14 protein-coding genes are annotated in these 15,630 nt (G+C 69.3%); 2 read left to right on the forward strand and 12 right to left on the reverse strand.

Features of this window, described 5'->3' with window-relative positions:
• Positions 1–14 precede the first annotated feature (14 nt).
• From AC1RLW_RS08610 to AC1RLW_RS08635, 6 genes are all read right to left on the reverse strand, one after another.
• The gene (locus AC1RLW_RS08610; RefSeq protein ID WP_493192787.1) at positions 15–1,769 is read right to left on the reverse strand and encodes a carboxylesterase/lipase family protein; all 1,755 of its coding nucleotides are present in this window, start codon (positions 1,767–1,769) and stop codon (positions 15–17) included.
• A 166-nt stretch (positions 1,770–1,935) separates the two neighbouring features.
• Positions 1,936–2,940, reverse strand: a complete 1,005-nt coding sequence (locus AC1RLW_RS08615) for a hypothetical protein (protein ID WP_493192788.1) — start codon at positions 2,938–2,940, stop codon at positions 1,936–1,938.
• Positions 2,937–3,689 carry a hypothetical protein gene (locus AC1RLW_RS08620; protein ID WP_493192789.1) on the reverse strand — a complete coding sequence of 251 codons (753 nt, stop codon included), beginning with the start codon at positions 3,687–3,689 and terminating at the stop codon, positions 2,937–2,939. Before AC1RLW_RS08620 ends, AC1RLW_RS08615 begins: the two co-directional genes overlap by 4 nt.
• 269 nt (positions 3,690–3,958) lie before the next feature.
• Complete coding sequence (locus AC1RLW_RS08625; protein ID WP_493192790.1) at positions 3,959–4,618, reverse strand: aspartate/glutamate racemase family protein; 660 nt, start codon at positions 4,616–4,618, stop codon at positions 3,959–3,961.
• Between the two features lie 40 nt (positions 4,619–4,658).
• Positions 4,659–6,113: an MFS transporter gene (locus AC1RLW_RS08630; RefSeq protein ID WP_493192791.1), complete on the reverse strand. Its 1,455-nt coding sequence runs from the start codon at positions 6,111–6,113 to the stop codon at positions 4,659–4,661.
• Between the two features lie 273 nt (positions 6,114–6,386).
• Complete coding sequence (locus tag AC1RLW_RS08635; RefSeq protein WP_493192792.1) at positions 6,387–6,923, reverse strand: peroxiredoxin-like family protein; 537 nt, start codon at positions 6,921–6,923, stop codon at positions 6,387–6,389.
• A gap of 119 nt (positions 6,924–7,042) precedes the next feature.
• Between AC1RLW_RS08635 and AC1RLW_RS08640 the strand changes: the two genes are divergently transcribed.
• Positions 7,043–7,696, forward strand: a complete 654-nt coding sequence (locus tag AC1RLW_RS08640; protein ID WP_493192793.1) for a TetR/AcrR family transcriptional regulator — start codon at positions 7,043–7,045, stop codon at positions 7,694–7,696.
• Between the two features lie 6 nt (positions 7,697–7,702).
• On the opposite strand, the gene AC1RLW_RS08645 is transcribed toward AC1RLW_RS08640, so the two are convergent.
• From AC1RLW_RS08645 to AC1RLW_RS08665, 5 genes are read right to left on the reverse strand one after another with little or no spacing between them, the layout of a single operon-like run.
• Entirely contained in the window at positions 7,703–8,734 is a 1,032-nt protein-coding gene (locus AC1RLW_RS08645; RefSeq protein WP_493192794.1) for an acyl-CoA dehydrogenase family protein, read from the reverse strand.
• A gap of 24 nt (positions 8,735–8,758) precedes the next feature.
• Positions 8,759–9,949, reverse strand: coding sequence for an acyl-CoA dehydrogenase family protein (locus AC1RLW_RS08650; protein ID WP_493192795.1), 1,191 nt, complete (start codon positions 9,947–9,949; stop codon positions 8,759–8,761).
• Positions 9,950–9,989: 40 nt separating this feature from the next.
• On the reverse strand, positions 9,990–10,958 hold the full coding sequence (locus AC1RLW_RS08655) for a tripartite tricarboxylate transporter substrate binding protein (protein ID WP_493192796.1): 969 nt from the start codon (positions 10,956–10,958) through the stop codon (positions 9,990–9,992).
• Between the two features lie 38 nt (positions 10,959–10,996).
• Entirely contained in the window at positions 10,997–13,084 is a 2,088-nt protein-coding gene (locus AC1RLW_RS08660) for an acetate--CoA ligase family protein (protein ID WP_493192797.1), read from the reverse strand.
• 6 nt (positions 13,085–13,090) lie between these two features.
• The gene (locus AC1RLW_RS08665) at positions 13,091–13,888 is read right to left on the reverse strand and encodes an enoyl-CoA hydratase (RefSeq protein WP_070059491.1); all 798 of its coding nucleotides are present in this window, start codon (positions 13,886–13,888) and stop codon (positions 13,091–13,093) included.
• Between the two features lie 90 nt (positions 13,889–13,978).
• Between AC1RLW_RS08665 and AC1RLW_RS08670 the strand changes: the two genes are divergently transcribed.
• On the forward strand, positions 13,979–14,740 hold the full coding sequence (locus AC1RLW_RS08670; RefSeq protein ID WP_493192798.1) for an IclR family transcriptional regulator: 762 nt from the start codon (positions 13,979–13,981) through the stop codon (positions 14,738–14,740).
• A 24-nt stretch (positions 14,741–14,764) separates the two neighbouring features.
• On the opposite strand, the gene AC1RLW_RS08675 is transcribed toward AC1RLW_RS08670, so the two are convergent.
• Complete coding sequence (locus AC1RLW_RS08675; protein ID WP_101492418.1) at positions 14,765–15,601, reverse strand: MurR/RpiR family transcriptional regulator; 837 nt, start codon at positions 15,599–15,601, stop codon at positions 14,765–14,767.
• Between the last annotated feature and the right edge of the window lie 29 nt (positions 15,602–15,630).

The raw sequence follows: 15,630 nt of genomic DNA on the forward strand, positions 1-15,630 counted from the left end.
ATCGCTTCGGAAACTCAGCGTGTGCCGCCGCGCAGCGGATCGACGGACTCCGGCAGCGCGCTGAAGTCGATCTGCTGGAACAGGAACTCCCGCTGCTGCGGCGACAGCAGCGAATAGCGCGGCCAGAAGAACAGGTAATCGTCGGCCGACATGCGCGGCTGGTTGTCGAAGACCATGCGCTTGCTGCACAGCAGGCACACGAAGTTGGTCCAGTTGTTCCAGGTCGTCTGGCCGTCGAACATGCGGCTCGGTGCGCCGTAGCGGGCAAAGCTCGCCGCGTGGCCGATGAACTTGTCCGACAGCGCCTTGCGGCTGCTGGCGTTCGCGGGGCTCCAGGCAAAGCGCATGAAGTTCGGCTCGTCGGTCACGAAGTTGCCGAACAGCGCCGCCACGTCGATGCCGTGGAACGCGCCGAAGGTGTCCTTCCAGGGCTGCGGCGTGTCGTCCCAGTTGTAGTTGTAGCGGTAGATGTCGCCGTTCTGCAGGCGCAGCACGCGGATCACGTTGTCGATCACGTTGTCCAGCGCGTAGCTGATCACTTCATGCGTCTGCGTGTAGATCGGCCGGAACTCGGGCTTGATCAGCTGGTTGAAGGTGACGCTGCCGGGCGCCGCGTAGTTGCTCAGGTTCCACAGCTCCTGCTGCGAAGGCTGGCCCATGCCGAACAGGAAGGCGAAGTACGAGCCCTCGTCGTGCGTGGAGCCGATCATCAGCGGCATCTTGTTGTAGTTGCCCGCCAGCAGCCCGGGCAGCCCGCTCGCGCGGATCACGGTGCCGTCGGTGAAGTGGCCCGGCACCACGGGGCTGGGCGTGAACTTCATGATCTGCGCCGCGCTCGCACCGCGCAGCAGCGCGGCGATGTCGGACTGGCTCATCGTCAGGCGCTGCGCCGCGGCCTGCAGCGTGGTCGAGGCGCGGCCGGTGTCGACCAGCAGGTTGTCGATGAGCGAATCGGCCGCCAGCGTGCCCACCACCGGCGGGTAGGCGTTGGGCACGCCCGACATGCACAGCGCGCGGTGGAACTTGCCGTCGGCCAGCGGCGACTGCAGCAGGCCCCAGGTGTTGATGCAGCCGGCCGACTGGCCCGCCACCGTCACCTGCCCCGGGTTGCCGCCGAAGGCGCGCGCGTTGGCCTTCACCCAGTCGAGCGCGCGCACGAGGTCCAGCGTGGTGAAGTTGCCCGAGTCGTCCAGCGCGTTGCCGGTCTTCATGGCCGGGTGGTTCAGCCAGCCCAGCATGCCCATGCGGTACTGCACGGTGACCACCACCATGTTGGCCTTCTGCGCCAGATAGGCGCCGTCGTAGGCCGGCTCGCGCGCCGAGCCCTTGGTGTTGCTGCCGCCGTGGATCCAGAAGAACACCGGCAGGTTCTCGGCGCTGGAGTTCGGCCGCCACACGTTCAGGTACAGGCAGTCTTCGGTGCCCACGGGCTGGCCGAAGGTGGCCGGGTCGGGCTCGCCGAAGGGGTTGCCGACCTGCGCGCACATGCCGGCCAGCGTGGTCGCGGCGCGCGCGCCGCTCCACGGCTGCGGCGGCTGCGGGGCGCGCCAGCGCAGGTTGCCGACGGGCGGCTGCGCGAAGGGAATGCCCAGGAAGGCGTGCGTGTTGTTGGCCGCGACCTTGCCGTAGATCTGGCCGGCGTCCAGCGTGCGCGTGAGGCTCTGGTTGTAGGCGGCCAGCGTGGGCGCCGCGAGCATCGCGAGCGCCCACAGGACGGTGGTGCGAAGCAGCAGGCGAACGAGGCCTGCGAGAGAACGGGAGCGGTGCATGGTGGTTGTCTCCTCGAGGTGGATGCGGCGGGCTCTGACGGCCTCGGTCATGCATCGATTCTCGTGAGCACCCTGCCCCGCCCGCCTCGGTGTCATCGCAGGGGGGCGGCAAGAATCCTCCGATTGACATCCGGCCCGCAAAGGGCCATGCAACGCTTGGCGGCTGCTACTTGCGCTTCCAGCTCGCCACGGTGATGTACACGCCGGTCTCCTTCGCGTCGCGCAGGCGCACGCTGTAGCGGCCCGCGCCGTCGGTGCCGTTGAAGACGACCTCGCGGCCCTCCTCGTCCAGCGTCGCGCCCTTGGCGAGTTCACGGTAGGCGTCGACCAGCTTGGCGATCGGCTCGTAGCTGCGCAGCGTGACCTCGGCGTCGGGCAACCGCGCCTCGGGGCGCTGGGCGCTCTGGTAGGCCGTGCGCATCGGCAGGCCGGCCAGCCCCTTGGGCAGCACGATCTTGCCGGCGCTGGCGGTGCTGTTCACCTCGGCCGTCTGCACCAGCAACGGATGCAACGACGCCGGGAAGCCCGGCGGCAGCTGCTCGGCGCGCCAGCCCGGCACGCCCGGCTGGCCGGTGATGTATTCGACGCTGGCGATCTTCTGCGCGGCGGCCACGTCCGCCGGATCGTCGCTGTCGGCCATGGCCGCGAGGAACGACGGCAGCTGCTTGCTCCAGGCCACGAGCGGCGCGGCGTCGGCCTGGCTGGCACCGGTGCGCTGGAAGACCGACAGCACGGTCTGCGGCAAGGGGTTGCACACCTTGGGGTCGTCGCGCTTGGCAGCCGCGCGGCAGTGGCCGTTGACCAGCCCCACCGCCTGCACGCGGCCGTCGGCGTCGATCAGCATCGCCGCGCGCTCTTCGCCGTGGCCGCCGCCGCTGGCCGACGCGATCACCTGGCGGCCGTCGGGCCACACGGTGCGCGTGACGTCGAACTTCGAGCGCATGCCTTCGAGCAGCTGCTGCGCGATCAGCGTGTCGGGCTCGGTGTAGCTGCCGCGCGCGTAGCCGACCAGGCCGATCACGGCGCTGCGGATGCGCGTCTGCTCGCTCAGGCGCAGGGTGGGCGGCGGCAGCTCCGTCGTGACGGGGCCGGCCGTGTCTTGTGCATGGGCTGCGAACGCGCAGGCGAACACCAGCGACGCGAGCGCCGCCGGAATCAATGTCTTCTTCATTCGGAAATTTCCACTTCGATGTTCGTGATCGCGGGCATGTCGCGCGGGACCGTCGTGCTGACGGAGAAGCTCAGGCCGTTGCGGCTGCCGGCGATGAAGCCGTCGCTGGACTCGATGTCCTTCAGCGGCGGCGACAGCTGCTTGTAGAACGCCAGCACCTGCTGCGGCGTGTCGACGGTCTGCAGGCGCAGCACGCGCTTGGCCTTGGCGTCGCTCAGTGCGTCCTGCGCGGTGCCGTAGATCAGCGCCTTGGGGTACAGCGGCACTTGCGCGGAGAAAGCCTTGTTGGGCCGCACGATGGGCCGTGCCGTGGTGCGCGCGGCGTCCATCGTGACGTACTCGGTCGTGGCGATCTTCTCGCCCACGCCCTCACCGCCCTGCATGCGGTCGGGAACCTGCTGGCTCCATGCGACCAGCGGTTGCGCCTTGGTGCGGTCGAGGCCGGGGCGCAGGAAGACCGAGAGCACGGCATGCTGGTCGTCGAGGCAACCGCTCGACGACGAGTCCTTGCCGCAGCTGCGATGCACCAGTGCGGCGGCCAGCACGTCACCGCTGCGGTCGTCGACCAGCACGGCCGCGCGCTCGCCGCCGTCGTAGGGCCGGCGGTACGACGAAAGCAGTCGTTGGCCGTCAGGCAGCGCCTGCTGCTTGCGGTCGGGGCGCGAGGCCAGGCCCGAGATCAGCTGCTCGGCCAGCAGGCCTTCGGGCCAGTAGTACGAGCCCGACGCCATGCCGGCGAAGCGCGTCACGGCAAGGTCGAGTGCGGGGGCCTGGGATGTTTCCGGGGCGCGCTCGTGATGCGGCACGAGGACCAGCTGGGGTGTCGCGGTTTGTGCGACGGCGCCGAGGGAAGAGAGAAGAAGAAAAGCGAGGAAAGCGGAACGCGGTCGAAGGTGAGGCATGCAAGAAAGAAAACGAACGATGCGGCTTGCCCGACGTTGGCGGACAAGTGTGTCGTTTCATTCTAGAAGGCGTTCATTGCCAAAACGCCTCGCATCTCATCGCCGCGACGAACGTCTCACGGTGTGACCGCGAGCTTCGAACACAGCAGCCGCATCGCAGCACCGATCGGCGCGATCACCGGCACCTCGAAGCGCGGCGCGAGCGCGAGCGCGGCCTGCCCGAGCGGACCGCCGCCGATGATCACGGCCTGCGCGCCGTCGTCGTCGATGCAGCGCTGCACGGCCTGCGCCAGCGCCTCTTCGAGCGCCTTCGCATCGGCCGCGAGCGCACGCGGATCACCCTGCGTGAGGCGGATGCCGCTGAACTGCGCGCCCAACCCGAGCGCGGCCGCGCGCGCCTCGATGGGCACCACGAGGTCGGGCGTGACGGTGGCGATGCCGAAGCGGCGTCCGCCCTCGCCCGCCGCGAGCATCGAGGCTTCGGCGATGCCGACCACGGGCACGCCGGCCTCGCGCCGCAACAGCGCCACGCCGGGGTCGCCGAAGGCGCTGACGATCACGCCGTCCCAGCCCTCGCCCGCCGCCGCGCTCCACACCTTCAGCACCTCGTGCGCGGCCGCGTTCAGCTCGTCTTCGTTGACGATCATCGGCGGGCCCTGCACCGCCGTGCGGCCGGTCACGCGGCAACCGGCGGGCGCTTCGGCGGACGCGATGCCGACCATCATGTCGGTGGTGGCGACGGAGGCGTTGGGGTTGATGAGCAGGATGTCGGGCATGCGGAAAAACGCTTTCTTTGGAGATCGTTCGGTGCGCGGTTCAGTTCGAGCGGGCCAGCGTCGCGCCCGGTGCGCGGTCTTCAGCCTCGGCCTCGCCGGGCAGCGGCAGCGCATCAGGCGACTGGCCGTAGGTCTCGGGCACGCACTGCACGCTGGCGACGAACACCGCGTACATCGCGGCGGCCAGGCCGAACACGCCGACCAGCCCGAAGCTGTCGAACAGGCGGCCCGCCACCAGCGGCATCAGCGCGCCGGCCGCCGTGCCCGTGGCCAGGATGAAGGCCGTGCCGAAGGCGCGCACGCGCGTCGGGTACAGCTCGGGCGCGAAGATCCAGATGGTGGTGTTGAGCAGCAACACGAAGAACTGGAACACCGCGCCCGCGATGAGGATCACGACGATGCTCTTGGCCACGAAGCCGATGGTCAGCGCCGCGAGGCAGGCGCACACGGCACCGGCCGTCAGCACGCGCTTGCGCGGAAAGTGGAAGCCCAGCAGCGAGGCCGCGATGGCGCCCAGCAGGCTGCCGCCCTGCATCACCATCGTGAACAGCAGGCTCTTGGACATGCTGTAGCCCAGCGTCACGAGGATGGTCGGCATCAGCGTGAGCACCGAGATCTGCGCGCCGTAGGTCATCCAGATCGTGATGCACAGCGGCACCGTGCGCCGCGCCAGCGCGCCGCGGAAGATCTCGGTCACGCGCACCTTCGGCCGCGCAGCCTGCGCGAGCGTGCCGTCGTCGGTGATGTATTGCTGAGGCGCCGCTGGCTTGCCCGACAGCTTCCCCGAGGCGAGGCGGGACAGCACCGCGTTGGTCTCCTTCACGCGGCCTTGCGACAGCAGGAAACGCGGCGTCTCGGGGATGTAGCGGCGGTAGAAGGCACCCAGCAGCGCCGGCACCATGAGGCAGGCGAACAGCCAGCGCCAGGCGTTGTCGCCCGGGAACATCCAGAACACCAGCAGGCCGAAGCCCGGTGCGAGGAAGTTGCCGAGCCCGCCGGCGCCCACATTCACCATCCCCACGGCCGTGCCGCGGAACTTGGTCGAGCAGAACTCGGCCAGCATGGTCACGGCAATGGCAATCTCGCCGCCCAACCCGAAGCCCACCACCGCGCGGCCCAGCGCCATCACCGTGAAGTTGGGTGCCATCGCGCAGATGCCCGCGCCGAGCGTGAACAGCAGCAGGTCGATCGACAGCATCACGCGCCGGCCGTAGCGGTCGGCGATGAAGCCCGAAATGATCCGTCCGATGGCCGCGCAGGCGAAGGTGACGGTGTTCAGGAAGCCGATGTCGGAGGCGCTCAGCCCCCACTGCTCGCGCAGCATCGGGCCGACGATGCCGACCGCGTTCTGCTCGAAGGCATCGAACAGGCAGCCGATGAGGATCAGGAAAATGATCGTGTGGTGCGAGCGCGTGACGCCGATGGTGTCGAGCGCGCGATCGAGCTCCGCGACTCGGGGCGAGTCGGGCCCGGAGGAGAGTGCAGGTCCAGCCATGGAAAAACCCCTTGAGAAGGAATGAAGTGCTTGCTTGCGCGGTGCAGCCCGGTGTCGCGGATCGCATCGTAGGCGGCATCGCGCCTGAATGGCATATGGATTTCACCTACTTTGAATAGTTGAAATTCAAATTTCATTCAGTTGCGAGCGTTTGCAAGCTTCATGCCGGGTAGTTTTCAGGCCTGGAAGACGGGTTCTCCGGGGTTGGGCTGGCAAGCGGCGCCCGAGCGCACCTGCAGTGTGCGCTGGCGCACCGAGGGCGTGCGCCGCTGTCTAGGCACTCGCGGCGCCGGCCAGCGCCAGCAGCTCGTCGACCTCCCAATGGTCGTCCGCGTGCCCGCCGTACTTGACGGCCACCACGGTGCCCCGCGCGTCGATGAGCACGTCGGCCGGCAAGCCCGTGATGCCGTTCTCTGCCTTTCTGTAGAAGCGGCCCGTCGCGAGCACCCAGCGCAGGCCGCTCCAGAAGACGCGCGGATGCAGGAACGCCAGCCGCGAGGTTTCCACGCCGAAGCGCCGATAGTGCGCCTTGGCGGGGTCGGCCACGCAGTCGAACGGCAGCTGCGCCTGGTACTTGCGCATCTCCTGCGCGGACGAATGAAAGAGCACGACCTCGCGGATGCCCGCCGCCGCCAGCTCGCCCTGCCTTCGGGCGAAGGTCAGCAGATGGAAGTTGCAGACCGGGCAGCCCGCGAAGCGGCGAAACTGCAGATGGACCCAGCGCGAACCGGCGTCCGGCAGCTGCAAGGGTTTTCCGTGGATCGTTTCCAGGGCCGTGGCGGGCACCACATCGCCGGGCAAGAACTTCATCGATGATCCTTCAGGAAGGGTTGCGAAGACGCCGGGCCGGGTGGCTGGAAAGCGTCTTCCGATTTTTAAGTACACTGTACGTTTATTACTTTACAACCCCTTCGAGAACGGAGTCAAGCGTGGGACGTCCCGCCAAATTCACCCGTGAACAGCTCCAGCAGGCCGCGCTGGCGCTGGTCGATGCGGACGGCCTCTCCGGCCTGACCATGCGCGCGCTCGCGAGCCGACTGGAAACCGGCGCGATGACGCTCTACAACTACGTCTCGCAGCGCGAGGAGCTGGAGATGCTGGTGGTCGAGGCGGTGCTAGGCAAGGTGCGCTGGGAGACCGACGACCGCCTGCCCTGGCACGAAGCGCTGGAGGACATCGCGATCGCGCTGTGGCGCGTGATCCGCGACCATCCCCATGTGATTCCGCTGATCCTCACGAAGCGCAGCCGCTCGCCCGCGGTGTTCGAAGTGACCGAAGCCCTGCTGCGCACGCTGGCCCAGAGCGGCCGCAGCGGCGCCCGCCTGCTCGTGGGTTTTCGCGCGGTGTCCGCGCTCATCATGGGCGCCGCACAGGCGGAACTCGCCGGGCCGCTCACGCTGCAGGCCGACGAATCGCCCGACGACACGATCGCGCGCTTCCAGGCGCTGCCAGCGGACCGGTTTCCGCACCTGATCGAGATCGCGACCGCCGCCACGGCCAGCGATGCGGAGACCGAGTTCCGGGCGAGCCTGTCGCTGCTGATCGATGGCCTGCGCGCGGACGCTGCCGCGCCGCAGGCCTGAGGCCGCTCAGGCCAGGGCGAGCGCCTCGACCTGGTCCAGCGCCCGCGACGCGCCGCCCAGGCGCGTCGCCAGGTGCTGCGCGCGCTTCAGGTACAGGTGCGCGTCATGCTCCCAGGTGAAGCCCATTCCGCCATGCACCTGGATGGCGGTGCGGGTGGCCTGCTGCGCGCCTTCGATGGCCGTGAACTCGGCCGCGGCGCAGGCGAAGCGCCAGTCCGGCTGGCCGCCGTCGAGCGCGGCAGCGGCGTAGCGCACGGCCAGGCGCGCGTTGTCCGCGCCCATCCAGGCGTTGGCGAGCTGGTGCTTGATGGCCTGGTAGCTGCCGATGGGCTTGCCGAACTGCACGCGCTCGCGGGCGTAGGCGCTGGCGAGGTCGAGTGCGGCCTGCGCGACGCCGACGAGTTCCGCCGACAGTGCGACGCGATGCGCGGCGCGCACGCGGGCGCGTGCTTCGGGCGCGATGGGCAGCGTCTCCCACGCGAGTGACGGCGCAGGAGCCGCCGGCGCTTGTCGCAACGTAGGGTCGAGCGCATCGGATGCTGCGCCCTCGGGCATCGGTCGCAGCGCGACGCGCAGCGGCACGGTGTCGTCATGCCAGCCCTGCACCACCACGAGATCAGACGCCTGCCCCGCGTGGTCGATCCAGCCATCGCCGTCCGCGATGCAATGGAAGGCGCGCTCACCCGCCATCGCCGCATGCACCCAGTCGCACAACGCATCGGGCGGTGCATCGCCGCAGGCCTGCAACCACAGCGGCAAGAGCACAGCGCTGCCGGCCAGTGGCAGGTTCAGCAGTTGCTGGCCTGCGGCCTCGGCCACGATGCAGGCCTCGCTCATGCCGAGCCCCAAACCGTCGTGCACCTCGGGCACCAGCAGCGCCATCCAGCCCATGCCGGCCATGTCGACCCACAGCGACTGCTGCGTGGCATCGGTCCAGGGCAAGGCGCGCCGTGCGCGCGCGAGCGGGTGGTGGTCGGCGAAGAAGCGGTGGGCCGACGCGTGCAGCATCTGCTGCTCGTCGTTCAATGCGAAATCCATGGCGGGTCGTGTCGTCGTCTTCAATCAGTTCTTGGGCAGGCCCAGCATCTGCTCGGCCAGGATGTTGCGCTGCACTTCGGAGGTGCCCGCCAGGATGGTTTCGGCGCGCGTCCACAGGTAGTCGCGCACCCAGGCCGCGGCCTGCGAGTCGGCGCCCGTGGGCTCGGGGCCGGCCAGCGCGCGCTCGCCCAGCACTTCCATGGCGGTGGCGAGCAGCTTCTGGTGCGACTCGCTCCAGTGCAGCTTGGTCGACGAGCCTTCGGGCCCCGGCGGGCCGCCGCGCATCGCGTGCGTGAGCGCGCGGTACGACTTGAGCTTGAGCACGTGGCTGTCGACCGCCAGCCGCGCGAGGTCGCGCCGCAGGTGCGGGCAATCGAGCGCGGGGCGTCCGCCCCTTTGCACGCTGGCCGCCAGCCGCGTGAGCGCGCCCAGCTCCTGCGTGAAGCGCACCTGGCGCGGAATGAAGTAGGTGCCGCGCTCGAAGCTCGCGGCGGCCATGGCCAGCCGCCAGCCGCCGTTCTCTTCACCCACGAGTGCATCGAGCGGCACCTTCACGTCCTCGAAGAAGACCTCGTTGAAGTCCGACTCGCCCGTGATCTGGCGGATGGGTTCCACGCGCACGCCGGGGCTCTTCATGTCGACCAGCAGGAAGCTGATGCCCTTGTGGCGCGCGGCCGCGGCGTCGGTGCGTGCGAGCACGAAGCAGTGGTCGGCAATGTGTGCGAACGAGGTCCACACCTTGTGGCCGTTGAGCACGTAGTGGTCGCCGCGCCGCTCGGCCCGCGTGGACAACGCCGCAAGGTCGGAGCCCGCGCCAGGCTCGGAATAGCCCTGGCACCAGATCTCGCGGTTGCTCAGGATGCCGGGCAGGTAGCGGGCCTTCTGCGCCTCGCTCGCGAAGTGGATCAGCGTGGGCGCCAGGATGCCGTGGCCGATGATGTTCACGCCCAGCGGCGCGCCGATGCGGGCCTGCTCCTCGTGGAAGATGGCCTGCCGCGTGAGCGGCCAGGCCTTGCCGCCGTGGGCCTCGGGCCAGCCCAGGCCCGACCAGCCGGCCTGGCACACGTGGTCTTCCCAGGCGCGGCGCCAGGTCAGTTCGTTGGCGTCGGGCGCGCCGCCGGGCCAGGCCGCGACGAAGCGCGGATAGTGCGTCTCGAACCAGTCGCGCAACGTGAGGCGGAAGGCTTCGTCTTGCGCCGAGTAACCCACTTGCATGCTTGTCTGCTTTCTCGTTCTTGCGTGGTGATGACTGCGGTCAGTCCGCTTTCGCGCCCGAGTCCTTGATGACCTTGGCCCACTTGACGATGTCCTTGCGCAGGAACGCCGCGAACTCCTCGGGCTTGTTGCCGATGATGTCCAGGCCCAGGCTGCGGAACTTGTCCTTCACCTCGGGTTCCTTGAGCACTTCCTGCAGCTCGTCGTGCAGCCTGTTCACGACCGCTGCAGGCGTCCTGGCCGGCGCGACCACGCCCAGCCACGGCATCGCTTCGTAGCCAGGCAGGCCCGACTCGGCGACGGTGGGCGTGTCGGGCAGCGACTGCGAGCGCTGCGCCGTGGTCACGGCCAGCAGGCGCACCTTGCCGTCCTTGATGAAGGGGCCCGAAGACGCGTACGCATCGAACATCACCTGCAGCTGGCCGCCGATCATGTCGGTGAGCGCGGGCGCGCTGCCCTTGTAGGGAATGTGCTGCATCTTCACGCCGGCCACGCTGTTGAAGAGCTCGGCCTCCAGGTGCGTCGACGTGCCCGCGCCCACCGAGCCGTAGTTGGCCTTGTTGGGGTTTGCCTTGAGCCAGCTCACCAGCTCGCCCACGTTCTTCGCCGGAATGCTCGGATGCACCACCAGCACGTGCACCACCGAGGCCACCTGCGAGACCGGCGCGAAGTCTTTCACCGGGTCGTAGTTGACCTTGCTGTACAGGCTGGGCGCGATGCCCAGCGACGAGGCCGCGAGCAGCAGCGTGTGGCCGTCGGGCGCGGCCTTGGCGACGTACTCCGACGCGATCATGGTGCCGGCGCCGGGCTTGTTCTCCACCAGCACGGGCTGGCCCAGGCGCTTGTGCAGCCGCTCGGCGAGCAGGCGCGACATGATGTCGGCCGCGCCGCCGGGCGAGAACGGCACGACGAGCGTAACGGGCTTGGTCGGGTAGGTCTGCGCCACGGCGGTGCCGCCCGCGAGCGCGGCGGCGGCCAGGGCCACGCAGGCCAGTGCTTTCTTGAACATGGGATGTCTCCTGTCTCTGTCGATGGTTGTGGTTGTGTCTACGAAGCCAGGACCAGCGCGTCGAGCGCGCGCACGCCCTGGCCCTGTTCCTTCACGAGCAGCGGGTTGACCTCGACCTCGTCTGCCTGTTCCTGCAGCGCTAGCACGGCGCGTGAAAACCCGGCGATGGCGCGGCACGCGGCCTCGACGTCGCCGAGCGGCCGGCCGCGGTAGCCCGTGAGCAGCGGAAAGGCCTTCAGCTCGCCCAGCATGTCGCGCGCCATGGCTTCGTCGACCGGCAGCACGCGGTGGCTCACGTCCTTGTACAGCTCGGTGAGCACGCCGCCCAGGCCCACGGTCAGCGTCATGCCGAACACCGGGTCGCGCGTGGCGCCGAGGATGAGTTCGGCCTGCCCTGCTTCCATCTTCTGCAGCAGCGCGCCGTCGATCTGTGCCGTGGGCGCGTAGGCGCGCGCCGAGGCCATCACCTCGTCGAAGGCCTTGCGCACCTCTTGCGCGTTGCCCAAGCGCAGGCGCACACCGCCGGCCTCGGTCTTGTGTGCGATGTCTGCACTGAGCACCTTCAGCACGACCGGAAAGCCCAACCGCCCGGCCACGGCCGCGGCTTCGTCAGCGGTGCGCGCCACGGCCTCGTCGACCGGCTGCACGCCGAACTCCGCGAGGTAGCGCTTGGTGGTGTGCTCGTCGGCCCGGCCCGCCAGCGCGGCGCGCGCGGGCGCGGGCTGGCTGCGCACCTGCAGCCAGGGGTTGTGCTTGCGCCGCTCCTGCCACAGCAGGAAGGGCGACAGCGCCGACACGGCCACGCCGATGTCCTCGAACACCGGCACGCCGCCCGCGCGCAACTGATCGCGCGTCTTCGCCGCGCCGGTGTCGATCGCGACGATCAGGCGCGGGTGCTTGTCGGCCACGGCGCACAGGTCGTCGGCCATGCGGTCGAGCATGTAGCCCGGCGCGTAGACCACGATGGCGTCGATGGCGTCGGACACCGCCAGCGCTTCCATCGCGGTGCGCACGAAGCCGGGGTCGTTCACCACGTTGCCCGTCACGTCGACCGGGTTGGAGACCATGCCGTAGTCGGGAATGCCGGCGCGCAGCTGGTCCTGCAGCTGCTGCGGCAGCGTGGGCACGTCGAGCCCCTGGCCGATGAACTTGTCGGCCAGGATCGCGCCCAGCGCGCCCGAGATGGTGATGATCGCCACGCGCTTGCCGGCGCTGCGCTGCCGGTAGCCGGCCAGGTGCGCGAGCTGCGCCATCTGCGCGAAGTCGTGGCTCTGGATGATGTTGAGCTGGCGAAACGCCGCCTGGTAGATCTGCTGGTCGCCCGCCAGCGCCGAGGTGTGCGAGCGCACGGCCTCGGAGCCCTTCTCGGTCTCGCCGGCCTTGTAGAGGATGAGCAGCTTGTCGCGCCGCACGAACTCGGCCGCGGCCTCCATGAAGCGCGGGCCGTCGCGCAGCTCCTCGATGTAGCCGATGCCGACCTCGGTGGCGTCGTCCTGTGCCAGGTACTCGAGGTACTGCGCGAAGTCCACGCAGGCTTCGTTGCCGGTGTTGATGAAGTGGCTGAAGTCCACGCCCAGCCGGCGCGCGATGGCGTACACCGCGGCGCACACGTTGCCGCTTTGCGTGAGCAGGCTCACGCGGCCCGGGCCCTGCTGCATCGGCGCGGTGTTGAACACCGAGGCGAAGTTGGTGTGGGCCTGCGTGTTGAGGTTGGCAAAGCCCATGGCGTTCGGGCCCGCGACCACCATGTCGGTGGTGGCCACGAAGGCCTCCAGCTCGGCCTGCAATGCAGCGCCTGCCGCACCGGCTTCGGCAAAGCCCGCGGCATAGACGATGACGGCGCGCACGCCGCGCGCCTGACAGCGCTTCAGCATCGGCGTGACCTCGGCCGCGGCCAGCGCGAGCACCACCAGGTCGGGTGCGGCGGGCAGCGCTTCGAGATCGGGCCAGCAGCGCAGGCCGAAGACTTCTTCGTACTTCGGGTTGATCGGGTAGATCGCGCCCCGGTAGCCGAATTTCGTGAGGTGCGCGAGCGGCATGCCGCCGATGCGCGCGGCATTGCCGCTGGCGCCGACCACGGCGATCGAGGCCGGGTTCAGCAGGGGTTCGAGACGGTGCAAGGTCATCTTGATTCAGGCGGAGGCGGGGTTCTTCTGGATGGCCGAAGCCAGGCCGCGGTCGCGGGCCGTGAGAAAGCCCTCGCTCAGGTGCGAGAGCTGGTGCGTGTCGAAGTGCGCGGCCAGCGCGGTGCGCAGGCCCTGCGCGTCGAGCGTGCGGTTGATCGAGCGCTTGATCAGGCGTAGCCCGAACGGCGGCGCCTTGGCGATCTGCTGCGCCAGCGCCAGTGCGGCGTCGGCCAGTTCGGCATCGGGCACGACGCGGTTCACCATGCCGATGGCATGCGCCTCCTGCGCCGACAGCTTGCCGCCGGTGTAGAGCATTTCCTTGGCCTTGCGCGCGCCCATCACCCACGGATGGATCAGCACCTCGGTGGCCGCCGCGCCCAGCGTGTGGCCCACGGGGTCGCTGAAGAAGGCCGACTCGCCCGCGACCACCAGGTCGCACATGTTGGCGATCATGAAGCCGCCCGCCACGCAGGCGCCCTGCACCTGCGCGATGGTGGGCTTGGGAAAGTCCCAGATGCGCATCGAGTAGTCGAAGTAGCGCAGCTCTTCGTAGGCCCAGCGCTCTTCCACCGTGAAGTTCGCGCGCTCGGCCTGCGCCTGCTTGAGGTCGTGGCCGGCCGAGAAGTGCGCGCCCTTGCCGCCGAGCACCACGGCGTTCACCGTGTCGTCGCGCGCGGCGTCGTCGAAGGCGGCCATGAGCTCGTCCAGCATCTGCTGGCTCTGGGCGTTGCGCTGGGCATCGCGGGCCAGCAGGATGCGGCGCACGGCGCCGTGGTGTTCGATTTCGAGGGTGTCGTACGCCATCGTGTGTCTCCGGGTCTGTGTCTGGGGCGGGCGCAGTTTAGACTTCGAAATTCCTGCATCCCAAACACTAATTCCTATTTTTCCCACTATATGGACAAACCCAGAGAGACCGCCGGCGCCCAGAGCCTGCGGCGCGCCCTGCAGCTGCTGCGCCTGCTGGCCGAGCACCACGAGGAAGGCATCAAGCTCACCGAGGTGATCGCCGCCTCGGGGCTGGAGCGCTCCACCGTGCATCGCCTGCTGTCGTGCCTGGCCGAGGAGCAGTTCGCCGAGCGCGACCCCGACGGCAAGGCCTACCGCCTGGGCATCGACGCCATGCAGCTGGGCTTCGCCTCGATGCGGCGCGTGCCGCTGGTGGACTCGTGCCGCGCCCTCATGCAAAAGCTCGCGCGCATGTCGGGCGACACCGTGTTCCTCGTGATCCGCCAGGGCGACTACTGCGTGTGCCTGCATCGCGAGGAGGGGCACTTTCCGGTGAAGGTGTTCACCACCGACGTCGGCGGGCGCCGCCTGCTGGGCCTGGGCGCGGGCGGGCTGGCGCTGATGGCCGCGCTCACCGATGCCGAGATCGACCGCATCCTCGAGCGCCACACCGCCGAGTACGCGCAGGCCGGCTTCACCCGCGAGCGCATGAAGCAGGCCGTGAAGCGCACGCGCGCGGCGGGCCATGCGGACATCGTGGACACGCTCACCGAAGGGGTGTCGGGCGTGGGGCGCACCTTCGCGGCGTCCGCCACCACGTTGGCCGCGATCAGCTTCGGCGCGATCACGCCGCGGCTGCCGCCGGCGCGCAAGAAAGAGATGGCGCTGTTATTGAAGGCGCAGTTGCCGCGCAACGAGGCGGCGAAGTAAACAGAGCGGAGGCCGCGCGGCCTCTTAAAGCTCGTCGTTTTCCTCGTGCCCCAGCTCGATCGCCGCCAACCGCTTGCGGCCAGCCGAGCCGGCGGCCTCGATCACCATCGTGGCGATCAGGTCGCACACGCCCATCACGGCCGCGTGGTTGTCGAGCAACCCCGGGCCGCGGCAGTCGCATTGCAGCGACCACGTGGCGCCCGCGAAATCGGGTGAGGCGCGGTCGCTGATGTAGACGATCTTCGCGCCGACGCGCTGCGCGCCCGCCAGCAGGGTGTCGAGCTGGCGCGTCTGGCGGCGCGTGCCGAACACGATCACGCAGTCGCGCTCGCCCAGCCCCGCCAGGTGCTCGGCCAGCGTCTCGCCGGGGCCCGGAATGGCGGTGACGCGCGGCACCACCTGGATGATCTGCCAGCGCAGGTACAGCGCGAACGCGTGGCTGCTGCGCGTGCCGAAGATCAGCACCTGCCCCGCGCCGATGATCGCCTTCACGATCTCGGCCATCTGCTTGTCGCTCAGGCGTTCGAAGGTGCTCGCCAGGTTGGCCTGCGACTGCTGGAAGTGCGTGGCCACGAGGTGGCCGCGCTTGGAGGCTTCGGTGGCGTTCTGGAACAGCGGCGAGCCGGTCTGCTTTTCTTCGCGCACCTGGCGCCGCGCCTCTTCGTAGTTCTCGTAGCCGATGCGCCGGATGAAGCGGCTCACCGTGGAGGGCGACACGCCCGCCAGCTCCGCCAGTTCGTTGCCCGCATAGCTGGCCAGCTCGCCGGGAAACTCCAGGACGAAATCGGCAAGCTGGCGTTCGGTCGCGGACAGCTGGTCGAGCTGGCTGCGAACGCGGCGGACGAAGGAATCGGCGGACATGGGTGGGCGGTGGGAAGCGGCGCACGATG

The sequence above is a fragment of the Variovorax sp. GW822-FHT04A09 genome, assembly GCF_058801005.1.